The following is a 22,100-nucleotide window of genomic DNA, read 5'->3' on the forward strand; positions in this document are numbered from 1 at the left end:
ATGGCCCACATTTCCTCGCTCATCGAGACCGACATCGACGCCTATCTCGAGGCGCACCACCACAAGAGCCTGCTGCGATTCATCACCTGCGGCAGCGTGGACGACGGCAAGTCGACCCTGATCGGGCGGCTGCTCTACGATTCCAAGATGGTCTTCGAGGACCAGCTGGCGGCGCTGGAGGCGGACTCCAAGAAGGTCGGCACGCAAGGCGGCGAGATCGACTTCGCCCTGCTGGTCGACGGGCTGGCGGCAGAGCGGGAACAGGGCATCACCATCGATGTGGCCTACCGCTTCTTCTCCACCGAGACCCGCAAGTTCATCGTGGCCGACACCCCTGGCCACGAGCAATACACCCGCAACATGGTCACCGGCGCCTCGACCGCCGACGCGGCCGTGATCCTGATCGATGCGCGGCGCGGGGTGCTGACCCAGACGCGGCGGCACAGCTATCTCGTCAGCCTGCTGGGCATCCGCAACATCGTTCTGGCCATCAACAAGATGGACCTGGTCGACTGGTCGAAGGAGACCTTCGACGCCATCGTCGAGGAGTACCAGACGTTCGCCGACCAGATCGGCCTGTCCGACTTCACCGCCATCCCGATGAGCGCCTTGAAGGGCGAGAACATCACCGCCTCCAGCGACGCCGCGCCCTGGTACGACGGGCCGCCGTTGATGGCCTGGCTGGAGCAGGTTCCGGTCGGCGACAGTATCGCCGCCCAGTCGTTCCGTATGTCCGTGCAGTGGGTGAACCGCCCCAATCTCGATTTCCGGGGCTTCTCCGGCCAGATCGCTGCCGGCACGGTCAAGCCGGGCGACCGCATCCGGGTGCTGCCGTCGGGCCGCGAGAGCAGGGTGGCGCGGATCGTCACCCTGCACGGCGACCTGGATCAGGCCGTGGCAGGCCAGTCGGTCACCCTGACCATGACCGACGAGATCGACATCTCGCGGGGCGACGTGATCGCCGCCGCCGACGATCCGGTGGCGGTGGCCGACCAGTTCGAAGCCACCCTGGTGTGGATGGACGACGAGGCGATGCTGCCGGGCCGGCCCTACCTGATCAAGATCGGGACCCAGACGGTCCAGGCGACGATCACCGAGCCCAAGTACCGGGTGAACGTGAACACCCTGGAACACACGGCGGCCAAGAAGCTGGATCTCAACGAGATCGGGGTCTGCAATCTGTCTGTCGGTAAGCCCATCCCGTTCGCCCCCTATGCGGAAAACCGCGATTTGGGCGGGTTCATCCTGATCGACCGGTTGAGCAACCGCACGGTCGGGGCCGGGATGCTGCACTTCGCCCTGCGCCGGGCCGAGAACATCCACTGGCAGGCCACCGACGTCGACAAGGCCGCCCGCGCCTCGCTGAAGGGCCAGACCGGCAAGGTGGTGTGGTTCACCGGCCTGTCGGGCGCCGGCAAGTCGACCATCGCCAACCTGGTGGAGAAGCGGCTGCATGCGCTGGGCCGTCACACCTACCTGCTGGACGGCGACAATGTGCGCCACGGCCTGAACCGCGACCTCGGCTTCACCGAAGAGGACCGCGTCGAGAACATCCGGCGGGTCGCCGAGGTGGCCAAGCTGATGGTGGACGCCGGCTTGATCGTGCTGACCGCCTTCATCAGCCCCTTCCGGGCCGAACGGCGGATGGCCCGCGAGCTGATGGCCGAGGGCGAGTTCGTCGAGGTGTTCGTCTCCACCCCCATCGAGGAGGCGGAGCGGCGCGACGTGAAGGGGCTCTACGCCAAGGCCCGCGCCGGCCAGCTGAAGAACTTCACCGGCGTGGACTCGCCGTACGAGGCGCCCGAGTTGGCGGAGATCGTAGTCGATACGACCTCGCTGTCGGCGGTCGAGGCGGCTGAACGGGTGGTGGCGGTGTTGCTGGGGGAATAGGACACGGCCTTTCCCCACCCACCACTCGTCACCCCAAGACTTGTTTGGGGTGACGAAGCTTTGAGTTTGGTGTTCGGCGCGAGACCCTCCGGCCTCAGAGCACCCCGTTATACCCGCGGTACCAGTCCACGAAGTTGCGCACGCCTTCCTCGACTGTGACCTTCGGCTGGTAGCCGACCACGCGCGCCAGGTCGGTGACGTCGGCCTCGGTATCCGGCACGTCACCGGGCTGTAGCGGCAGCATCTCCATCACCGCCTTGCGGCCCAGGCAGTCTTCCAGCACCTCGATGTAGCGCAGCAGCTCGACCTGCTGTTCGGCGCCGATGTTGAACAGGCGGTAGGGGGCGTTGCTGGTCGCCGGGTCCGGCGCATTGCTGTTCCAGGCCGGGTCCGGGGCCGCCGGCTGGTCGAGCACCCGGATGACGCCTTCGACGATGTCATCGATGTAGGTGAAGCTGCGCTTGTGCTTGCCGTGGTTGAAGACCTGGATAGGCTCACCAGCGAGGATCTTCTTGGTGAACAGGAACAGCGCCATGTCGGGCCGGCCCCAGGGGCCATAGACGGTGAAAAACCGCAGGCCCGTGCAGGGAAAGCCGTAGAGGTGAGCATAGGCGTGGGCCATCTGCTCGTTGGCCTTCTTGGTCGCCGCGTAGAGGGTCAGGGGGTGTTCGGCGCTTTCGTGCACCGTGAACGGCATGTTGGTGTTGGCGCCGTAGACGCTGCTGGTCGAGGCGAAGACCAGGTGCTCGACGCCGTTATGGCGGCAACCCTCTAGGATGTGCAGGAAGCCGGTGACGTTGGACTGCACATAGACGTGGGGATTGGTGGCGGCGTAGCGGACCCCGGCCTGGGCAGCCAGGTTGATCACCCGCTGGGGCCGGTGTTCGGCGAAGGCGCGCTCGACGGCGTCGCGGTCGGCCAGGTCGATCTGCAGATGGGTGTAGCGGTCGTTGTCGAGGGTGCGGGCCAGGCGGGCGCGCTTCAGCTCCGGGTCATAGTAGTCGTTCATCACGTCGACGCCGACCACCTCGTCCCCGCGGGCGAGCAGCTTCAGCGAGACGGCGGAGCCGATGAAGCCGGCGCTGCCGGTGACCATGACCTTCATCGCGGGCGCTCTTCCCTCGTATTTCCCCGGGGCCTTGGCCTAGAGGCTGAACGCTCAGAGGACAAGGGTTTCAGAGCCGGCCGTCGGAACTGTCGCGCGGCAGGACCGACTTCAGGTCGTAGATGACCGCGTCCGGCCGTCCAAAGGCCCTCACACCCTCAGGACCGAGGGCGACGAACTGCTGGTGGGCGACGGCCAGCACCACGGCGGCGTAGTGGCCCTTGGCCGGTTCGGCGGTGAGGGTCAGGTCGTACTCGTGCCGGGCGTCGGCGGGATCGACCCAGGGATCGTGCACGTCCACCTTCAGGCCGAACTCCGACAGCTCGGTGACAAGGTCACTGACCTTGGTGTTGCGCAGGTCGGGGCAATTTTCCTTGAAGGCCAGGCCCAGGACCAGCACGGGCGCGCCCAGCGGATTGACGCCCCGGCTCAGCAGCAGCTTCAGCACCTGGTTGGCCACATAGGCGGCCATGCTGTCGTTGATCCGGCGGCCGGCCAGGATGACTTCCGGGTCGTGGCCGATCTCCTGGGCCTTGTGAGTCAGGTAGTAGGGGTCGACGCCGATGCAGTGGCCGCCGACCAGGCCCGGCCGGAAGGGCAGGAAGTTCCACTTGGTGCCCGCCGCCTGCAGCACCTCCAGCGTGTCGATGCCCATGCGGCCGAAGATCATGGCGATCTCGTTGATCAGGGCGATGTTCAGGTCGCGCTGAGTGTTTTCGATCACCTTGGCCGCCTCGGCCACCTTGATGGAGCTGGCCTTGTGGGTGCCGGCGGTGACCACCGAGGCATAGAGGGCGTCGATCAGGTCAGCGGCTTCCGGCGTGGACCCGGCAGTGACCTTGGTGATGGTCGCCAGGCGATGCTGCTTGTCGCCGGGGTTGGCCCGCTCTGGGCTGTAGCCGACAAAGAAGTCCTTGTTGAACGTCAGACCCGACACCTGCTCCAGGATCGGGACGCAGACCTCCTCGGTGCAGCCGGGATAGACGGTGGATTCATAGACCACCACCGCGCCGGGGGTCAGGTGGGCGCCGATGCTTTCACTGGCGTGGCGCAGGGCGGTCAGGTCGGGTCGCTTGGCATCGTCGATCGGGGTGGGGACCGTGACGATGAACAGGTTGCGGCCGGCGAGATCGGCGGCATCGTCGCTGAAGGCCAGGCGAGAAGCGGCGGCCAGCTCCTCGGCCGACACCTCAAGCGTGTGGTCCTCGCCCCGGTGCAGGGCGGCGATGCGCGGCTTGGAGAGATCGAAGCCGAGCGTGTCGTATCTTCCGCCAAAGGCCACGGCCAGCGGCAGGCCGACATAGCCCAGGCCGATCACGGCGATGCGGACATCGTTCAGGGACAGCATCGGATCGGGATAGTCACCGGGAGGTGGTGGAGCAAGAGCTCAACAGTGAAGGGTCCACTTACGCCGCTGAAGGGGTCCTTGGGCTTCCGATCATCCGGACACGGAAAGAGCCGCGAGGACGTTCATCCTCGCGGCTCTCCAAACTTGATCAGCGATCTGGCCGCAGCCAGCCGTCCTACGGGGAGGTCGGCTCGTCGCTATCGTTCAGCGCGACAGCGGTCACGCCGATGGTGATCACGCCGAAGGTCGCCCAGGTCCAGAAGTCCCAGCCTTGGCCGGGCGGGTCGGTCGGGCCTTCGCCGTAACCTTCTTCTTCGTCCTGGTAGGCGCGGACGATGTTGTTCGAGCCACCGGCGCAGGGCGAGGCGGCGGAGATGGTGGCCATCGAGCGGGCGCCGACGGTCACGACGCAGTCGGCGCCGTAGGTCACCTTGGCGGCGCCGTCCATGGCCATGACCTTGTCGCCGGCCTTCAGCACGGTCGAAGCGGTCATCGGCACGAAACGGCCGTTCTGATTGACCAGCACGGAACCTTCGACGCCGCCGAGGCTGACGGATTCAGCAGCCAGAGCCACTTGGCTCGACAGCAGGAGGCCGACCGATGCGGCGACAACAACTTTGCGGATCATCTCGTACCCCTCGAATGCGACTGCCTCTGTGCGACGTTGCGCCACAGGAGACAACCAAGCCAATACCTCAGGCCCCTCAACACTACAACCGGTCTAAGACCGAAAGATCGTGTTTTTCGAACCCCGCGCGGCGAATATGCCACGCCTTTAAGCGCCGGCGCCTCCCAATCGTTCCATTCGGCGGGAAGCCAACCATCACAAGGGCTTATACGCGCTTAATGTGACAGTCCGTCGCCGCGTTTCAAGGCAATCGCCTTCACAAACCGTTAAGTCTGCGTCGAAGGCGACCACCTTCCCCGCACGACGCCGCTGCAGTTTGGCGAAACCTCCGGCCAGATGCCGGCGCCGGCGAGAAAATAATTCCATCCCGCTACAGGACGGGGACGAACATGCTCATGATCGGCACCGAGGAGATCACATCGCGCCACAGGGTCTTGGCCCCGGAGCGATCGACGAAGATCACGTCATTGGGGAAGATCTGCGGGTCGTCCATGCGGCCGGTGCGGATCATGTTAAGGTCGAAAACCGCAACCATTCGTTGATTGTTGACCATCCGGAAGACGGCAACCTTCTTCTCGTTGGCCTGGGCGTTGACCCCGCGCGCCATGGCGATGGACTGCACCAGGGTGGTCTTGCCCATCAGGGGATAGACGCCGGGCTGGGTCACAGAGCCATCGACGGTGACCTTTTGGCTGGCGAATTCCTTCACCGAGACCGTCACCTCGGGCGACTTCAGATAGCGGGCCTTGAGCCGGACGGTGATGTCTTCTCGAATCTCGGGAACCGTCTTGCCGGCCACGGGGAACGAACCGATCAGCGGCATGCCGATCTGGCCGGCGGCGTCGACCTGGACCTCGCGGGTCAGCTCGGGGGCCTGGTATACGGCGACATCGAGCTTATCCATCGGCCCGACCCGGTACTCCTCGGCGCCGACCACGGCGCGTGTCGGGTCGGGGGGCGGCAGGTTCTGTCCGTAGACTGCGTTCTCGGTGAGCTTGCCCGCGCCGCCGCCGCTGCAGGCGACGAGCAGCAGACTGGTGGTGACCGCCAGAACCAGGGCCCGGATCATCGGATGCTCTCCAAAAGCGACATATGCAGGTCTCTATACGTCATTTCAGGCCGGGTGGAACAAACGACGCAGGAAACCGAGGCCGCCCGTCGGCTTGGCCGCGCCGACCGTGTCGGGCAGCCGCGAGGGCGAGGTATCGTCGAGCACCGCCTGGGGCCGGGTCAGAACCATGTCGATGGCGGCCTTCTCGCCCAGCCGGGCGGCCACAGCGTCGCGGGCCTGGGACATGAGCGGGCTGCGGTTGCGCAGGTTGTGGCCGTCGCTGGCAATGATGTGAACCAGCCCCTCGTCGAGCATCCGCTCTGACCAGTACTGCGGCCGCTTGCCGAAGCGGCCGACGATGGAGCCGCTGGTCAGCTGCATCCAGGCGCCGGCCTTGGCCATCCGCTGCATGGTCTCATAGTGGCTGTCGATCCAGTGCAGCCGCTCGGGGTGGGTGATGATCGGGTGATAGCCGGCGGCCATGGAGGCGAACACCTGGTCCTCGATGCGCGGCGGGGCGGTGTGATGCGGCGGCTCGAACAGGAAGTAGCGGGAATCGGCCAGGGTCAGGATGCGGCCGGACTTCAGGCCCGACACCAGGTCGCGGCAGAGCTGCACGTCGGCGCCGGTGGTCAGCTTCAGAGGGATCTCGGCCCTGTCGATTTCGACCTGCAGGACGGCGACCGCCTCGCGGATGCCGGGACCGGTGTTCTCGTACAGACCGGGGAAGATGTGGGGGGTGCAGGCGGTGACCTGGATGCCGTCGGCGACCGCGCACCGGGCCATGCCCAGCGCGGTCTCCAGGTCCGGCGCGCCATCGTCGATGGCCGGGACCATGTGACAGTGAAGGTCGATCACTCCGCCACTCCAACACGACGAACCGGCTTGCGAAATCGACCGATCCGGGGCGCGCGTTTCAAACGTGCGCCACCACCCCAATGCCAAGCCCCCACCCGACCGCTGCGTTATCCCGCCGCACCCCCGTGGGGTCAAGGCGCAAACACCGTCCGCAGCCCTTCTGGACGATATACGCACAGGTCCGGTGATCCCGGCGCTCGGATTTGGTCAAAAAGGGGGGGCGAAACCGCAAACACCACCCGGCCGGCGACAAATACATGAAGGATACCCGACAGTTATTGTTAGCATCCCGTTGGTTGCCATGCTCCGGCGGCGCCTCTAAGGGAGGGCGCGGAACGTCGGTCGCCAGGCTGCGTTTCCAAAAGCCAGACAGGCGGGGGCCCTCTAGTTTTGTTTCCGACAGCCGAGTTTCTAAAGACGGCGGCGCTGGCGTTCGTCGCGGCGTTCAGCGCCGTGACGGCGATCATCTTCCTGTTGCAGCCCTTCGCCGCGCGGCTGGGACTGGTCGACAAGCCCACTGGCGGGCGCAAGGATCATGGGGTGCCGATCCCGGTGACCGGCGGCATCGCCATTGCCGTGGGCACTATCCTGCCGGCCGTTCTTCTGACCCCTCCGGACGCCCAGCTGATCGGGCTGGGGGTGGCGGCGGTGATCCTGCTCGTCACCGGCGTGCTGGACGACATCTATGACATTCCCTGGCCGCTGCGAGTGCTGGCCCAGGTGGCCGCCGCCCTGGCCATCGTGCTGATCGGCGGGGTGAAGGTGGCCAACATCGGGCCGCTGTTCGGGCTGGGGCCGCTGGCATTGGGGTATCTGTCGATCCCGTTCACGGTGCTGGCCACCGTGGGGCTGATCAACGCCCTGAATATGGCGGACGGGATCGACGGGCTGGCCGGCTCGCTCTGCGTCTGCGCCCTGGCGATGCTGGTCGCCGCCTGCTTTTATTCGGGCAATACCGAGCTGGCCAACGGGCTGATGGTGATCATCGGGGCCGTGGCCGCATTCCTGGCTTTCAATATCCGGCTGCCCTGGCGAAAGCGGGCGCGGATCTTCCTGGGCAATTCGGGCAGCGCCTACCTGGGCCTGATCATCGCCTGGGCCACTTTCCGCCTGACCCAGAATCCGGTGCATCCGGTCACCCCGGTGCTGGCCCCGTTCCTGATCGCCCCGCCGGTGATCGACTGCCTGGTGCTGATCGTCCGCCGGCTGTTGAACCGCCAGTCGCCGTTCCACGCCGACCGCACCCACGCCCACCATCTGATGCTGGACGGCGGCTTCAGCGTCACCGGGGTGGTGCTGACCATGTGCGCCCTGTCCCTGATCCTGGGCCTGGGCGCGGCGGTGGCGCTGAAACTCGACGTGCCGCAGCCCTGGCTGCTGGCCGTGTTCGTCCTGCTGACCCTGTCCTACCTGTTGTTCAGCCGGCGTCCGGAATTCGCCATCGCGGTCTATCGGCGGATCACTGCGCCTTTCCGCAAGGCCTAAGGCCGCAAGGCGGCCTCGAGCGCCGAGACCACCCGGTCGACATCGGACTCCGCCATGCCCGGAAACAGCGGCAGGCTGAGGCAGCGAGCATACCAGGCCGAGGCGCCGGGCAGGTCCAGCTCGCCGTTGTGGGCGCGCCAGTAGGGCTGGCTGTCCACCGGGATGTAGTGGACCTGGCTGCCCACGCCCGCCTCGGCCAGGCGTTGCATGACCTGCGCGCGGGAGACGCCCAGCGCGTCGAAGTCGATCAGCACGCAGAACAGATGCAGCGCCGGGTCGGACCAGGCGGGGCGGGCGGCGATCGCCACTCGGTCGCTCAGCGGACCAAGGCGCTGGGCATAGAGGGCGGCGAGGGCGCGGCGACGGGCGGTGAAGCGGTCCAGCTTCGAAAGCTGCGATAGGCCCAGCGCACTGTTGATGTCCGCCAGGCGGTAGTTGAAGCCCGGCTCCGCCATCTCATAGACCCAGGGCTCGGCGCCCGGCGGACGGGTCATCCCGTGGCTGCGCAGGGTGCGCAGTCTTGCGGCCAGGGCGGCGTCGTTGGTGGTGATCATGCCCCCCTCCCCCGTCGCGATGGTCTTGACCGGGTGGAAGGAGAAGCTGGCCATGGCCGCGTGGGCGCAGTCGCCGACACGCTCGCGCCCGGCGCCGAAGTCCATGGTCGTGCCCAGGGCGTGGGGCGCGTCCTCGACCAGCACCGCCCCGGCCTCGGCGGCCAGCCGCGCCAGCGCCGGCAGGTCGCAGACATCGCCGCGCAGATGCACGGGCAGCACCGCGCGAACCGGCCCGTCGGCCCGGGCCAGCGCCGCAGCCAGGGTGGCGGGCGTCATCAGGCCGCTGTCCGGATCGACATCGGCGAACACCACCCTCGCGCCGACATAGGCGGCGCAGTTTGCAGTGGCCAGGAAGGTGATGCTGGGGACGATGCAGGTATCGCCCGGCCCCACCCCCAGGGCCAGCATGGCCAGGTGCAGCGAGGCGGTGCCGTTGGAACAGGCCACCGCATGGGCAGCGCCCACAGCCTGGGCGAAGGCCATCTCGAAGGCCTCCACCTTCGGCCCGGTGGTCAGGTAGTCGCCGCGCAACGCCTCAGCCACGGCGGCGATGTCGTCCTCCTCGATCGTCTGGCGACCGTAGGGCAAGAAGTCCATCAGACCCCGTTCGCCTCGAGCATGGCCCGCAGGCCGTCCGGGGTCAGCCAGTCGTCATTGCTGTCGCTGGCATAGGCGAAGTCCTCGGCCACGGGCGTGGCGCCGTCAGCCTGGCCGAACGGCTGGCGGGCGTATTCGACGAAGGCCGGCTCGATGACGTAGCGGTCGGCCAGCTCCACCGTCTGGCGGGCGTCGTCGGCCCCGACCATGGTCTCGTGCAGCTTCTCGCCGGGACGGATGCCGATGATCGAGATTTCCGCCTCCGGCGCCATGGCGCGGGCCAGGTCCGGCATGGTCATCGAGGGGATCTTGGGCACGAAGATCTCGCCGCCGCGCATGATCTCCAGCGAGGAGAGGACGAACTCCACGCCCTGGTCGAGGGTGATCCAGAACCGGGTCATGCGGGAGTCGGTGATCGGCAGGCTCCGCGCGCCTTGTGCGATCAGCCGGCGGTAGAGGGGCACGACGCTGCCGCGGGAGCCGACCACATTGCCGTAGCGGACCACGGTGAACCGGGCGCCGATATCGCCCGACAGGTTGTTGGCGGCCACGAAGGTCTTGTCCGAGGCCAGCTTGGTCGCCCCATAGAGATTGACCGGGTTACAGGCCTTGTCGGTCGACAGCGCCACCACCTGGCGCACCCGGTTGGTCAGCGACGCCCAGACCACGTTCTCGGCCCCCACCACATTGGTCTGGATGCATTCCGAAGGGTTGTACTCGGCCGCCGGAACCTGCTTCAGGGCCGCGGCGTGGATGACGATATCTACCCCCCGCAGGGCCAGGGTCAGGCGCGAGCGGTCGCGCACGTCGCCCAGGAAGAACCGCATGCGGGCGTAGTCCTCGGCCGAAAACCTTTCCCGCAGGTCCTGCTGCATCTCCGACTGCTTGAGCTCGTCGCGGCTGTAGATGATCAGCTTGCGGGGCCGGTAGCGGCTGAGCACGGTTTCCACGAACCGGCGGCCGAACGATCCGGTGCCGCCGGTGATCAGGATCACCTGTCCGTCGAGGTCGAGGGATTTGGGGGCGAATCGGGTCATTCGCGCGAGAATCGACCCTGCGGGCCGCCCTGTCGACTGCGCGTAAAGCGCGCGTCAACCAAACCCGGCTATCGAGACGGCATGAACCGTCGCCTCGCTCTCGCATTTGGCCTCACCATGATCCCAGCCGCCGCCATGGCCGGTGGCGGCGGCGAGAAGAAGAAGGGCGGCGGCGCCTCCTTCATCCAGATCCAGACCCTGACCGCCTCCATCCTTCGCCGCAGCGGCGCGCGGGGCGTGCTGACCATGGAGGTCGGGGTCGATGTGCCGAACGAACAGCTGCGCGGCCACGCCCAGGCCTCGGTCCCGCGGTTGCGGGCCGCCTATGCCCAGATCGTCCAGATTTACGCCTCCGGCCTGCCCACCGCGACCGCGCCGGATGCCGACTTCCTGGCCTTGAAGCTCCAGAGGGAGACCGACCGGGTGTTGGGCAAGCCCGGCGCCAAACTGCTGGTCGGGACCATCCTGATCAACTGATCCGGCTCACATCGCCGAAATGCCGCCGTCCAGCTTCAGCTCCGCGCCGGTCATGAAGCGGCTCTCGTCGGAGGCCAGGTAGAGCACGGCATCGGCGATATCCTTCGGCGTGCCGATCCGGCCGAGCGGCACCTGGCGGCCCAGCTTGGCCTCGCCCTCTTCCTTGCCGAACCGCTGGCGGATCGGGTCGAGGATGGGGGTGTCGATGAAGGTCGGGTGGATGGAGTTGGAGCGGACGTCGATCTTCTGCTTGGCGCAGTAGAGGGCGATGTTCTTGCTGAGCAGCCAGACCGCCGCCTTGGAGGCGTTGTAGGCCGGGCCGTTGTGGTTGGCGATCAGGCCGGCAATCGAAGAGATGTTGATGATCGAGCCCGGCTGGTTCTCCCGCAGGTACTTGATCGCGTGCTTGGCCCCCAGGAAGACGCTGTCCACATTGACGCTCATGGTCACGCGGAAGTCGTCGAGGGTGCAGTTCTCGATATCGGCGCCGCGGCTGATGCCGGCGTTGTTGAGCAGCACCGAGACGCCGCCCATGTCGGCATTGGCCCGCTCCAGGGTGTCGATCCAGCCCTGCTCGTCGGTGACATCCAGGCGATAGGCATAGGCCGTGCCCCGGCCGTGGGCGGCGTTCAGCTCCTCGGCCACCGCCTGCGCGCCTTCGAGGTTGAGGTCGGCGACCGCCACCTTCGCCCCCTCCTCGGCCAGCCGCCGCGCGGCGCCGGCGCCCAGGCCCTGGGCCCCGCCGGTGATGAACGCCTTCTTGCCTTCGACCCGCCCGCTCATTTCGCCGCCTCGTCCATGATCTTCGCCAGGGTGATGTCCAGTTCGGTGACGCCGTCCGCGTCGTGCGTGGCCAGCAGCACCTCGACCCGGTTGTAGACATTGAACCATTCGGGATGGTGGTCGAGCTTCTCCGCCGCCAGGGCGACGCGGGTCATGAAGCCGAAGGCGGCGTTGAAATCGTCGAATTGGAACGTGCGGACAATGGCGTCGCGCTCGCCGTCGGCGGCCTTCCACTCCGGCAAGGACTTCAGGGCCTCGGCGGCGCCGATCTTGGTGGGTCGGGTCATCTCAGGCTCCGAAGGTCAGGCCGGTGGCCTTGGCCAGGTCCGCCAGCGCCTGGTCCTGGCCGGTGACCTTGATGGCGGTCATGCCCAGCGCCGCGGCCGGCTTGCAGTTGATGCCGAGGTCGTCGAGGTAGATGCAGTCGGCGGGCTCCACCGACAGCAGCTCGCACATCATGTGGTAGATGCGGGGGTCGGGCTTGCGGATGCCGGCCTTGGAGCTTTCGATCACCGCGTCGAACAGTTCCATCACCCCGGCGACCTGGGCGGCCTTGTCGCTGGTCCCGGCCATGCCGGCGCCGTGGCCGGTCTGGACGTTGTTGGTGATACAGCCGACCTTGAACTGCTGCTTGCAGGCCTTGAGCGCCGCGACCATGGCCGGCCGCACATCGCCGGACAACAGGCCCAGCACCTCGGCCCCGCGCACCGGGTGGCCCAGCGCGGTGGATTCCTCGAGGAACATCGCATCGAAGCCGGCGCCGTCGATCTCGTTGCGCTCGAACAGGGCCCAGGCGTTGCTGTCGGGGTTGGTCGAATTGACCGTCCGGAACAGGTTGTGCGGCAACCCCTTCTCCGCCTCGTAGCGGTTGAACGCCTCGAACGGCGAGGAGGTGATCACCCCGCCGAAATCCCAGATCACCGCCTTGACCGCCATGCCTGTCCCTCCTCGATGCTGGCGGCAGCCTTAAGCGGCTTTCGGTGTGGAAGGCAAAGCCTCTGCGCTGAAACTCCACTTGCGGCTGGTGATGGAAACCCCACCTTGCCGCGATGTTCGTTGCCGCCCCCATCCGCATCGGCCTGTTCGCCGTCGCCTGCGCCGTCATTGCCTGGCTATCGCTGAGCCCGTCCCAGACCCTGCCGCAGGGCCTGACCTTCTGGGACAAGGCCGAGCATGCCCTGGCCTATCTGGGTTTGGCGCTGTTGGGCGCGTGCGCCTTCCCGACGCGCCTCGGGCGGCTGGCAGTCGGGCTGTTCATCGGCGGCGTCGGGGTGGAGATCCTGCAGTCGACCATGGGGCTGGGGCGGCAGGGGGACGCCTTGGACGCCTTGGCCAACAGCGTCGGGATCGCGGTCGGGCTTTCCATGGCCCTGGCGGCGCGGGTCGTGCAACGGGGACGGGTGGATTAACCCTATCCCTCCCTCGCCGGGTGAATGGCGCGGCCAGGGCGACGCGGAAGGCGCAGTGTTCAGGCGGACCGAACCGTCTGGCGAGTGTTTTTCATGCGTATCCTGCCTCTTCTCCTGGTCGGGCTGTCTGCCCTGGCGCTCAGCGCCTGTGACGAGCTGAAGGGCTCGCGGCAACAGGCGAGCGCCGACTGCTGCTGCAAAACCTGCCCGACGCCGCCGCCCGCCAAGCCAGCCGCCACGCCCGTGGCCGAAGACGAGGCCAAGGTGGAGACGGTGAAGGCGACGGAGGCGCGGACGACGGTGCGCAAGCACAAGACGGTCGGCCATCGCCGGGTTCAACGGACGGACGGCGGCTATCGCGCGGGGGGTTATCGGTATCGCACGGGGACCGAGGGGGGCGGCTATCTCGATGAAGAGTTGGCCGGCGGTCCCCGTGGCGGCTCCTACCGCCGGGTGGAGATCGATGATCGGGAGACCTATTCCGAACGCTACAGCAGCTCTGAGAGCGGCTATGCCTATGGCGGCTCGCGGTATTCGGAGAGCAGCTCTGGTTATGCCGGCGGCTATTCGGAAGGGTCCTACGAGAGCTACGACGGCGGCAAGCGGCGGGGGGGCCACAAGCGCCAGCGGGACCGCAGCTATGTCGGGACGGACCGCGACGGCTACCTGACCTGGCCGGGCAAGACGCCCTAGGGTTTCAGGAAGCCCTGGCCGCTGAATAGGCGCATCGCCTCGGGGCCTGAGAAGTAGTTCAGCACCGCCCGGCCAGCCGGGGTGTCACGCACCAGGGCGGCCGGATAGCGGATCGGCGGATGGCTGGCGGGCGGAAAGACCCCCACCACCCGCACCCGCCGCTCAGCTTGCGCGTCGGTGGCGTAGACGATGCCCAGGGGCGCCTCGCCCCGCGCCACATAGGCCAGGGCGGCGCGAACGTTTTCCGCCGGGGCCAGGCGGCCCTCGACACTGGACCAGACCTTCAGGTGGGTGAGGGCGGCGCGCGCATATCGGCCGGCGGGGACGGCGGCAGGATTGGCCACGGCCAGCCGGCCGCCGCCCAGCGCCTTGGCCAGGGGCATGCCGGGGGCGATGCGCAGGGATACGGTCGAATTCCGCGGCGCGATCAGCACCAGCCGGTTTGCCACCAGGTCGCGCCGGGTTCCCGCCACCACGAGACGACGCTGAGCTACCCAGTCCATCCATTCCTGGTCGGCGCTGATGAACAGATCGGCCGGAGCGCCCTGGGCGATCTGGCGGGCCATGGCCGAGGAGGCGCCGAAGCTGAGGCGCAGCGGGCCGCCGGGGCGAGAGCCGTAATGCCGGGCAATGGCGGTAAGGGACGTCTCCATCGAGGCGGCGGCAAAGACCGTGACCTCGCCGGCCCAGGCCGTGGCGGGAAACGCCGGGGCCAGCGCTAGGCCGGCGAGCAGGGAGCGGCGCGCGATCATCGCCGGACCCTGCCAGACGCCCACGGCCGCGACAACGGGCCGCTGGCGCGACCCTTGCGCTGACCTGTCCTGGTTGGATCAAAATGGGACAGGGGGAGTAAACCTCATGCGTTCGCCGAATGGGCCGATGTTCAAGCGTTACGAGATCGCCGCGATCTTGTGTTTCCTGGCCGCCGCCGCCGTCGTGACGGGGTTCCGGCTGGTCTACTGACTTTATCCTTCGCAAGCTGAGGGGAACCTCTGGGGCGGCCTCAAGGTTAGGCCACGATGGCGCATGGCGCGCCCCGAGGATTCCTTGAGCGAGGACACCGCACAGCCGAGGGGCGGTCGCCTGGACCGCGTCTCCGCCGGCCTGAAGGCGTGGTGGCGGCGCGGCTTCGAGGCCGAGACGCCGGAGCAGCGGGTGCAGCGCCGCGTCAGCCACGACCCGAAGCGGGGTCGGCGGATCATGATCGCCGTGGCCGCCGTGCCGGTGGCGCTGGTGGTGCTACTGGTGCTGTTCGACTGGAACTGGCTGCGCGGGCCGATCGGCCAGATCGCCTCGGCCCGGCTGAACCGGACGGTGGCCATCGTCGGCGACCTGGACGTGCATCCCTGGTCGTGGACACCGACGGTCGAGGCCCATGACCTGCGGATCGGCCAGCCCGCCTGGGCCAAGGACAAGAGCCCGGACGGCGGCCAGATGGCCACGGTCGGCAGGCTGGCGTTGCGGCTTCAGCTGCGCGACCTGCTGGGCGGCCGGACGGTGCTGGGCCTGATCGAGGTTCAGCGCGCCGATGTCCGCCTGGTCCGCGCCGCCGATGGGCGGGGCAATTGGGAGTTCGGCGGCAAGAAGGGCAGCTCGGCCAAACTGCCCGCCATCCGCCGCCTGATCATCGACCAGGCCAAGGTCCGCCTCGACGACCGGCAGCGCAAGGCGGTGTTCGAGGGGGTGGTCTCCACGCAGGAGAGCACCACCGGCGAAGGCGCGGGCCGGTTCCTGCTGATCGGCGACGGGCGGCTCAACCGCGCTAAGTTCACGGCCCGGATCGAGGGCCAGCCGCTGTTGGATATCTCGCCCAGCCGACCCTACCGGTTCAACGCCCGGGTCAGGGCCGGGGCAACCCGCATCTTCGCCGATGGCCAGATCGACCGCCCCTTCGACCTCAACCGGTTCGGAGCGCGGTTTTCACTGTCAGGCTCGGACCTGAACGACCTTTATGTGCTGACCGGCCTGGCCCTGCCCAACACCGGGCCATACCAGGTCAGCGCCGGGTTGGTGCGCGACTATGGCCGCTGGCACCTCAACCGCCTGAAAGGCCGGGTCGGGGATAGCGACATCGGCGGCCAGATCACCGTTGAGACGGCCCGCGAAAAGCCCCTGTTGATCGCCGATCTGCGCTCGCGCCGGCTGGATTTCGATGACCTGGCCTCGGTGTTCGGCATGGCCCCGGCCACGGGCGCCGGCGAAACGGCGTCCGCGGACCAGAAGGCCATGGCCGTCGAAAGCCGCGCCAAGGGCCGCTTCCTTTCCGACGCCACCCTGCAGGTCGACCGCATCCGATCGATGGATGCGGAGGTTCGCTATCGGGCCGAAGCGGTCAATGCGCCGGGCCTGCCGCTGCGCCGGGTCGACCTGACCGTCGATCTGAAGGACGGCGTCCTGACCGGCGATCCGGTCGGCTTCAGCCTGGACCGGGGCGACATCCGGGGCGTCTTCAAGCTGGACGCCAGCCGGGATGTGCCCAGAACCGATGTCGACCTGCGGATGACGGGCGCGCGGCTGGAAAACTGGATACCCACCAAGGTCCAAGGCCTGCCGGTGATCCAAGGCGGGCTGGTGGCGCGGCTGAAGATCAGCGGGACTGGCAACAGCGTCCACAAGACCGCCTCCAGCGCCAACGGCTCGATGACCTTCGTTTCCAACGGCGGCGAGGTTCGCCAGGCCTTCGCCGAGCTGCTGGGGGTCAACGTCTCCAAGGGGCTGATCATGCTGCTGTCGGAGGACCCGAAGAAGACGCCGCTGCGCTGCGCCGTGGCCGACTTCCAGGTCCGCAACGGGGTGGCCCGCGCCAACCGGATCATCGCCGACACCGGCGTGGTGCTGGTCGAGGGCAGTGGCACGATCAACTTCCGGCAGGAGACCATCAACCTGCGGATCGAGGGCGATTCCAAGAAGCCGCGCCTGTTGCGGGTGTTCGTGCCGATCACCGTCTCCGGCCCATTGGTGTCGCCGAAGGTGGGCGTGGAGACCGGCCAGGTCCTGGCCCAGGGCGGGGCTGCGGTGGCGCTGGGCGCCCTGTCGCCCTTCGCCGCCATCCTGGCCTTCGTCGATCCCGGCCTTGCGGACGACGCCAACTGCGCCGGCCTGCTCCGCGAAGGTCGCCGGAAGGGCGCGCCTTCGGTGGCGCCGACGACCTCGCCCACGGCAGACGCCAAGGCGGCGGAGAAGGATGCGGAGAAACGCGAGGACGAGCGCGAGGAGAAGCGAAAGGAAAAGCGGCGCGAGGATCGCGACCGCGAGCGCCGCGCGTCTCGGGAGCGGGATTAAACCCCCGTCATCCCGGACGGCCCGCAGGGTCGATCCGGGACCCAGGAGTGACGGAGCACGGCCCGAAAAGCTGCGTTCGATACCGAGATCACGCCCCCCCTGGGTCCCGGCTCTCCGCGCTTCGCGCTCCGGCCGGGATGACGGTCTATGGGGTTCGAGTCTCCCGCTTCGAAATCAAGCGCTTATGTGATATGGGGTCCGCTTCAACCCAAAGAACGCCGCCTTGACCACGACCCTCGATCTCTCCCGGGCCGCAAAGCCTGTTTCAGCCGTCAACCTGTCGGGCCTGACCCGCGAGGGCCTGCGCCAGGCGTTGGTCGAGGGCGGCGCCGTGCCGGCCGACAAGGCCAAGATGCGGGCCAGCCAGATCTGGCGGTGGATGCACCAGTTCGGGGCCACCGACTTTTCGGCCATGACCGACGTGGCCAAGGAGACGCGGGCGAAGCTGGCGGAGACCTTCACCATCGCCCGGCCGGAGGTGGTCGAGCGGCAGGTGTCAAAGGACGGCACCCGCAAGTGGCTGATCCGCACCGCCCCGGGCATCGAGATCGAGACCGTCTACATTCCCGACGTCGGCCGCAGCGGCGCCCTGTGCGTCTCCAGCCAGGTCGGCTGTACGCTCAACTGCACCTTCTGCCACACCGGAACCCAGGCCCTGGTGCGCAACCTGACCGCCGCCGAGATCGTCGCCCAGGTACAGGTGGCCAAGGACGATCTGGGGGAATGGCCGTCGGACAAGGCCGACCGGCTGCTCAGCAACATCGTCTTCATGGGCATGGGCGAGCCGCTCTATAATCTCGACGCCGTGGCCGACGCCCTGGACATCCTCAGCGACAACGAGGGTATCGGCATCAGCCGCCGGCGGATCACCGTCTCTACCTCCGGCGTCGTGCCGCAGCTGCAGGCGCTGGGCGAGCGCACTCAGGCGATGCTGGCCATCAGCCTGCACGCCACCAACGATGAGCTGCGCAACGAGCTGGTGCCGCTCAACAAGAAGTACAACATCGCCGAGCTGATGGCCGGCATCCGCGCCTATCCGGGCCTCAGCAACGCCCGGCGGGTGACCTTCGAATACGTCATGCTGAAGGGCGTCAACGACAGCCCGGCCGAGGCCCGCGCCCTCGTCGCCCTGCTCAAGGGCATTCCGGCCAAGGTCAACCTGATCCCCTTCAACCCCTGGCCGGGCAGCCCGTACGAATGCTCCAGCTGGTCGGCGATCGAGACCTTCGCCGCCATCCTCAACAAGGCCGGCTTTGCCTCGCCGATCCGCACGCCGCGCGGACGCGACATCCTGGCCGCCTGCGGCCAGCTGAAGAGCGAGAGCGAAAAGGTCCGCGCCAGCGCCCGTCGGAAGGCCGAAGCGGCGGCTTGAACTTGGTCGCGCGTCTGATCCGATAACCGGTTTCCACTTATCGGGACGCGCTCAGGCGCTCGCCCGCCGCTAGAAGCTTGTCAGACCTGTCCCGGTACGTGCTAACCATCGCACGCGCCAGCTTAGAGACCCGCGATGCCGCCTGAACTCCAGTCCCCGGAAATCGCCGCCTTCGCCAACGGCTTTCCCATCGCATTGCTGCAGGCGGGGATCACCCTGGTGATGCTGATCGCCGGCGCGGCCCTCTATGCGCTGCTGACCCCGCACAAGGAAATCACCCTGATCCGCGAGGGAAATTCGGCGGCGGCCCTGTCGTTCGCCGGGGTGCTGATCGGCCTGACCATCCCGCTGTCGACGGCGCTGAGCACCTCCTCCTCCCTGCTGGAGATCGTCATCTGGGGAGCGGGCGGCATCTTTGTGCAGCTGCTGGTCTTCCGGCTGACCGATTTCGTGCTTCACGGCCTGCCGCAACGCATCCAGGACGGTGAGATTTCCGCCGCCCTGCTGTTGGTCGGGGCCAAGGTGTCCACCGCCCTGATCCTGTCGGCGGCGATCACCGCCTGACGCCGCGATGAACTTTCCGCGCCTTCCCGACTGGACGATCTACGGCGCGGTGGTGCTGGCCCTGGTGATCGCCTCGATCGGCCGGCGCGAACGGGCCGACGCCCCCGCCCCGCCGCCGCCGGTGCCCGGCGAGGAAGGCGTGCCTTTGGGCCCCGCCTCCCCCTTCGACCCGGCTGTGGTGGTGGAGATGAACGACAAGCCGCAGCCCAGCAGCGGCACCGCCTTTTCCATCGCCGACCGGGGCGTCTGGGTCACCGCCCGACACGTGGTCGAGGGCTGTCCGGCCGTGGCCATCGTGGTCGCCGAGGGCCGAGGCGTGGCCACCCGCGTCAGCATCGACATGGCCGGCGACGCCGCCGTGCTGACCTCCGACGGCGGGGCTCCGGCCCTGCCGATCCTGCCGCAAGCCGAGGCCAGCAATCTGCGCCGCGGCGCCCGCGCCTTCCATCCGGGCTACCCGCAGGGCAAGGCCGGTGAGGTCACCTCCCGCCTGCTGGGCCGCGAGAACCTGGTGGTGCGCGGCCGCGGCGCCCGCACCGAGCCGGTGCTGGTCTGGGCCGAGGTCGGCCGCACCAATACCCTGAAAGGCACCCTGTCCGGCCTCTCCGGCGCGCCCGCGCTAGACGCGGCCGGCCGGGTGGTCGGCGTCACGGTGGCCGAGGCCCCCCGCCGGGGTCGCATCTACACCACCACGCCCGAGACCCTTCTGGCCGCCATGGAGGCCGCCCGCCAGCCGGCCTCCACCTTCGCGCCGGGCGAAGCGGTGAACACCGAGAACTACGGCCGCGTCGCCGACGCCCTGCGCCGGGACCTGCGGGTGGCTCAGGTGGTCTGCTTGGCCTAGGCTTTGGGGGCCTGATCCTCTCCGGCCCCATCTCCGACCGTTTCGGGCTTGGGCTGCCGCGCGGCCACGTAGAAGACCAGCATCATCCCGATGATGCCGACCACCGTGGTGTAGAGGTAGAAGACGAAGTAGCCGACGCCCAGGGCGGCGGGTGTCACCTGGCTCTTTTCCATGGCCGCCGCATAGCTCTCCGGCGGGACTCCGCTGAGCAGGCCGCGCAGGCCCGCGAGCGGCCCATTTCCCTCCGCCGCCTTTGCCGACTCCTCGACGATCCGGCCCGACTGGCTGGCCAGCAGCTTGCCGATCAGGGCATAGAGGGAACTGAACAGGGCGTACTGGGTGGCGGTGAAGCCCATGCTGGTCAGGCTGGACATGTAGGCGATCAGGGCCGTGCCGGCGTATCCGCCACCGATGTTGTCGGCCGCGATGGCCCCCATCAGGGCGTAGATGTTGTGGCCCTCCAGGGCCAGCCAGGCGAATGACAGGTTGCTGAGCGAGCCCAGGAAGGCGCCGATGATCAGGGTGCGCATCAAGCCGAGCTTGAGCACCGACCAGCCGCCCAGCGAGATGCCGACGATCGACATCACCGCCCCGAACACCTTCCGAACCTCGGCGATCTCGGGTTTGGAGAAGCCGGCGTCGAGATAGAAGGCGTTGTTGATATTGATGACGAAATCGCTGACCCGGTAGAAACAGATCAGCGCCAGGATGAAGAGGGCCATGCGCTTGTAGCGGTCGACGAAGTCGATCACCGGCTGGAACAGGGCGGTGAACAGGTAGGTCCCGGGCCGGGTCGGGAAGTTCCGGATCGGCAGGGCCGCCAGACCGATCAGGCCGAACCCGCCGATCACTCCGCCCAATTGCCACAGCGCCTTCCAGTCACTCTTGAAGGCCTCGACGATCCAGGCGCCGCCCGCCTTCTCACCCCCGAGCAGCCAGGCCGGCAGGCTGGCGTCGCCGGTCAGGCCGACCCCCAGGAACAACGCCCCCAGCAACAGCAGGGCGAAGCGGACGACGTACTCGGCAACCTCGAAGGCCGGGCGGACGGGCACACCCTCGACGGAGATCGGCCGGACGCGATGCTCGGCCTCGCGCGGGGCCGCCAGGGTGGCGGCGATGCCGATGCCCATGACGGCGGCCATCACAGCGTACGAGATGCGCCAGTTGAACACCTCGGCCAGGATCAGCGGCACGACCCCGGCGATGATCATCGCCACCCGATAGCCCCACTGATAGGCGGCGGCCATCGCCCCCTGCTTCTCGCTGCCGACCACCTCGATCCGCCAGGCGTCAATGACAATGTCCTGGGTGGCCGAGAAGAAGCCGACCATGACGGCCAGGGCGGCCATGGTGACCAGACTGTTCTTCGGGTCCTGGCCGGCGATGAGCCACAGGGCGACCACGATGATCGACTGGGCGACCAGCATCCAGGAGCGGCGGTGGCCCAGCCATTTGGTCAGCAACGGCACACGCGTGCGGTCGATGATCGGGGCCCAGAGGAACTTCAGGGCGGTGAACAGGGTCGCCAGGCTGAAGAAGCCGATCACCGTCAGCTTGATGTCCGACTCCCGCAGCCACAAGGACAGGGTGTCGTAGATCAGCAGGGCCGGCAGGCCGGCGGCGAAGCCGAGCACGAACATCGTGGAGACGCTGCGGATGTCGTGGGTGGCCTCGCCCTCGGCGCGGACCGGCTCGCCGAAACGGTTGGACTCCACGGCGCCGTCGCGCAGGCCGAGCTCCCAGATCAGCCAGGCCCAGCCGACCACCGGGACCAGGGCGGCCAGCATCCACCAACCGCTACGGCCTCGGTCGTGCAGCCGCTTCACCCCGATGGCGACCAGCGGCCAGATGAGGCCGATGCCGATGATCCAGGGCATGGCCTCGAGCAGCTCGGCGCCCGGCGGGCGCGGCGGCGGCGGGGCGCCCGGCTCCGGCGGCGCCTTCAGGTTCACCAGCGCCCAGAACAGGCCGAAGATGAAGCTGGCGCCGAGCATGACCAGCCAGAACTGCAGCCGGGCGGCGCGTCCCTGGAAACCGAACAGCAGTTGGTTGGCGCTGGGGCCCTTGGGCTTGTCGGTCTCGGCGGCGGCTGCGGCCATCTACGGTCCCCTCCCGAAGGCGGG

22 protein-coding genes are annotated in these 22,100 nt (G+C 67.9%); 10 read left to right on the forward strand and 12 right to left on the reverse strand.

Annotated elements, in window-relative coordinates:
* Window positions 1-1,890 carry a sulfate adenylyltransferase subunit CysN gene (cysN, locus tag GVN21_RS00740; RefSeq protein WP_166572781.1) on the forward strand — a complete coding sequence of 630 codons (1,890 nt, stop codon included), beginning with the start codon at window positions 1-3 and terminating at the stop codon, window positions 1,888-1,890.
* A 94-nt stretch (window positions 1,891-1,984) separates the two neighbouring features.
* Here the strand turns inward: cysN and GVN21_RS00745 are convergent, their stop codons facing one another.
* From GVN21_RS00745 to GVN21_RS00765, 5 genes are all read right to left on the reverse strand, one after another.
* Window positions 1,985-2,995: an NAD-dependent epimerase gene (locus tag GVN21_RS00745; protein ID WP_166572782.1), complete on the reverse strand. Its 1,011-nt coding sequence runs from the start codon at window positions 2,993-2,995 to the stop codon at window positions 1,985-1,987.
* Between the two features lie 70 nt (window positions 2,996-3,065).
* Window positions 3,066-4,343 carry a nucleotide sugar dehydrogenase gene (locus GVN21_RS00750; protein ID WP_166572783.1) on the reverse strand — a complete coding sequence of 426 codons (1,278 nt, stop codon included), beginning with the start codon at window positions 4,341-4,343 and terminating at the stop codon, window positions 3,066-3,068.
* Window positions 4,344-4,518: 175 nt separating this feature from the next.
* The gene (locus GVN21_RS00755) at window positions 4,519-4,971 is read right to left on the reverse strand and encodes a hypothetical protein (RefSeq protein ID WP_166572784.1); all 453 of its coding nucleotides are present in this window, start codon (window positions 4,969-4,971) and stop codon (window positions 4,519-4,521) included.
* A gap of 370 nt (window positions 4,972-5,341) precedes the next feature.
* On the reverse strand, window positions 5,342-6,040 hold the full coding sequence (locus tag GVN21_RS00760) for a polysaccharide biosynthesis/export family protein (RefSeq protein ID WP_166572785.1): 699 nt from the start codon (window positions 6,038-6,040) through the stop codon (window positions 5,342-5,344).
* 45 nt (window positions 6,041-6,085) lie between these two features.
* Window positions 6,086-6,880 (reverse strand): CpsB/CapC family capsule biosynthesis tyrosine phosphatase, encoded by a 795-nt coding sequence (locus GVN21_RS00765; RefSeq protein ID WP_205689859.1) that lies wholly within the window; start codon window positions 6,878-6,880, stop codon window positions 6,086-6,088.
* Window positions 6,881-7,270: 390 nt separating this feature from the next.
* On the opposite strand from GVN21_RS00765, the gene GVN21_RS00770 reads away from it, so the two are divergent.
* Window positions 7,271-8,365 (forward strand): MraY family glycosyltransferase, encoded by a 1,095-nt coding sequence (locus GVN21_RS00770; RefSeq protein ID WP_166572786.1) that lies wholly within the window; start codon window positions 7,271-7,273, stop codon window positions 8,363-8,365.
* On the opposite strand, the gene pseC is transcribed toward GVN21_RS00770, so the two are convergent.
* Window positions 8,362-9,516, reverse strand: coding sequence for a UDP-4-amino-4,6-dideoxy-N-acetyl-beta-L-altrosamine transaminase (gene pseC, locus GVN21_RS00775; RefSeq protein ID WP_166572787.1), 1,155 nt, complete (start codon window positions 9,514-9,516; stop codon window positions 8,362-8,364). The two genes, GVN21_RS00770 and pseC, sit on opposite strands and share 4 nt — an antisense overlap.
* Window positions 9,516-10,553, reverse strand: coding sequence for a UDP-N-acetylglucosamine 4,6-dehydratase (inverting) (gene pseB / locus GVN21_RS00780; protein ID WP_166572788.1), 1,038 nt, complete (start codon window positions 10,551-10,553; stop codon window positions 9,516-9,518). Before pseB ends, pseC begins: the two co-directional genes overlap by 1 nt.
* Before the next feature lie 81 nt (window positions 10,554-10,634).
* Here pseB and GVN21_RS00785 point away from each other — a divergent pair, with 81 nt between their 5' ends.
* Complete coding sequence (locus tag GVN21_RS00785; protein ID WP_166572789.1) at window positions 10,635-11,030, forward strand: hypothetical protein; 396 nt, start codon at window positions 10,635-10,637, stop codon at window positions 11,028-11,030.
* Between the two features lie 6 nt (window positions 11,031-11,036).
* Here the strand turns inward: GVN21_RS00785 and GVN21_RS00790 are convergent, their stop codons facing one another.
* From GVN21_RS00790 to GVN21_RS00800, 3 genes are read right to left on the reverse strand one after another with little or no spacing between them, the layout of a single operon-like run.
* On the reverse strand, window positions 11,037-11,813 hold the full coding sequence (locus GVN21_RS00790; protein ID WP_166572790.1) for an SDR family oxidoreductase: 777 nt from the start codon (window positions 11,811-11,813) through the stop codon (window positions 11,037-11,039).
* Window positions 11,810-12,100: a 4a-hydroxytetrahydrobiopterin dehydratase gene (locus tag GVN21_RS00795; RefSeq protein ID WP_166572791.1), complete on the reverse strand. Its 291-nt coding sequence runs from the start codon at window positions 12,098-12,100 to the stop codon at window positions 11,810-11,812. The genes GVN21_RS00790 and GVN21_RS00795 overlap by 4 nt, the downstream gene beginning before the upstream one ends.
* Before the next feature lies 1 nt (window position 12,101).
* Window positions 12,102-12,749: an HAD-IA family hydrolase gene (locus GVN21_RS00800; protein ID WP_166572792.1), complete on the reverse strand. Its 648-nt coding sequence runs from the start codon at window positions 12,747-12,749 to the stop codon at window positions 12,102-12,104.
* A gap of 113 nt (window positions 12,750-12,862) precedes the next feature.
* Between GVN21_RS00800 and GVN21_RS00805 the strand changes: the two genes are divergently transcribed.
* Window positions 12,863-13,222, forward strand: a complete 360-nt coding sequence (locus tag GVN21_RS00805; RefSeq protein WP_166572793.1) for a hypothetical protein — start codon at window positions 12,863-12,865, stop codon at window positions 13,220-13,222.
* Window positions 13,223-13,315: 93 nt separating this feature from the next.
* Window positions 13,316-13,915, forward strand: coding sequence for a hypothetical protein (locus GVN21_RS00810; protein ID WP_166572794.1), 600 nt, complete (start codon window positions 13,316-13,318; stop codon window positions 13,913-13,915).
* Here GVN21_RS00810 and modA read toward each other — a convergent pair.
* A complete protein-coding gene (gene modA, locus GVN21_RS00815) occupies window positions 13,912-14,667 on the reverse strand; it encodes a molybdate ABC transporter substrate-binding protein (RefSeq protein ID WP_166572795.1) in 756 nt (251 codons plus the stop codon). The two genes, GVN21_RS00810 and modA, sit on opposite strands and share 4 nt — an antisense overlap.
* 106 nt (window positions 14,668-14,773) lie before the next feature.
* On the opposite strand from modA, the gene GVN21_RS20645 reads away from it, so the two are divergent.
* From GVN21_RS20645 to GVN21_RS00835, 5 genes are all read left to right on the forward strand, one after another.
* Window positions 14,774-14,878, forward strand: coding sequence for a hypothetical protein (locus tag GVN21_RS20645; RefSeq protein WP_240902688.1), 105 nt, complete (start codon window positions 14,774-14,776; stop codon window positions 14,876-14,878).
* Window positions 14,879-14,962: 84 nt separating this feature from the next.
* Complete coding sequence (locus GVN21_RS00820; protein ID WP_240902689.1) at window positions 14,963-17,197, forward strand: AsmA family protein; 2,235 nt, start codon at window positions 14,963-14,965, stop codon at window positions 17,195-17,197.
* A gap of 223 nt (window positions 17,198-17,420) precedes the next feature.
* Window positions 17,421-18,569, forward strand: coding sequence for a 23S rRNA (adenine(2503)-C(2))-methyltransferase RlmN (gene rlmN, locus GVN21_RS00825; RefSeq protein ID WP_166572796.1), 1,149 nt, complete (start codon window positions 17,421-17,423; stop codon window positions 18,567-18,569).
* Between the two features lie 135 nt (window positions 18,570-18,704).
* Window positions 18,705-19,133, forward strand: coding sequence for a DUF350 domain-containing protein (locus GVN21_RS00830; RefSeq protein WP_166572797.1), 429 nt, complete (start codon window positions 18,705-18,707; stop codon window positions 19,131-19,133).
* A 7-nt stretch (window positions 19,134-19,140) separates the two neighbouring features.
* Window positions 19,141-19,977: a serine protease gene (locus tag GVN21_RS00835; RefSeq protein ID WP_166572798.1), complete on the forward strand. Its 837-nt coding sequence runs from the start codon at window positions 19,141-19,143 to the stop codon at window positions 19,975-19,977.
* Here the strand turns inward: GVN21_RS00835 and GVN21_RS00840 are convergent.
* Window positions 19,974-22,076: an MFS transporter gene (locus GVN21_RS00840; RefSeq protein ID WP_166572799.1), complete on the reverse strand. Its 2,103-nt coding sequence runs from the start codon at window positions 22,074-22,076 to the stop codon at window positions 19,974-19,976. The genes GVN21_RS00835 and GVN21_RS00840 overlap by 4 nt on opposite strands.
* Window positions 22,077-22,100: the final 24 nt, after the last annotated feature.

This window comes from Caulobacter sp. SLTY (assembly GCF_009905535.1).
Taxonomy (GTDB): Bacteria; Pseudomonadota; Alphaproteobacteria; order Caulobacterales; family Caulobacteraceae; genus Caulobacter.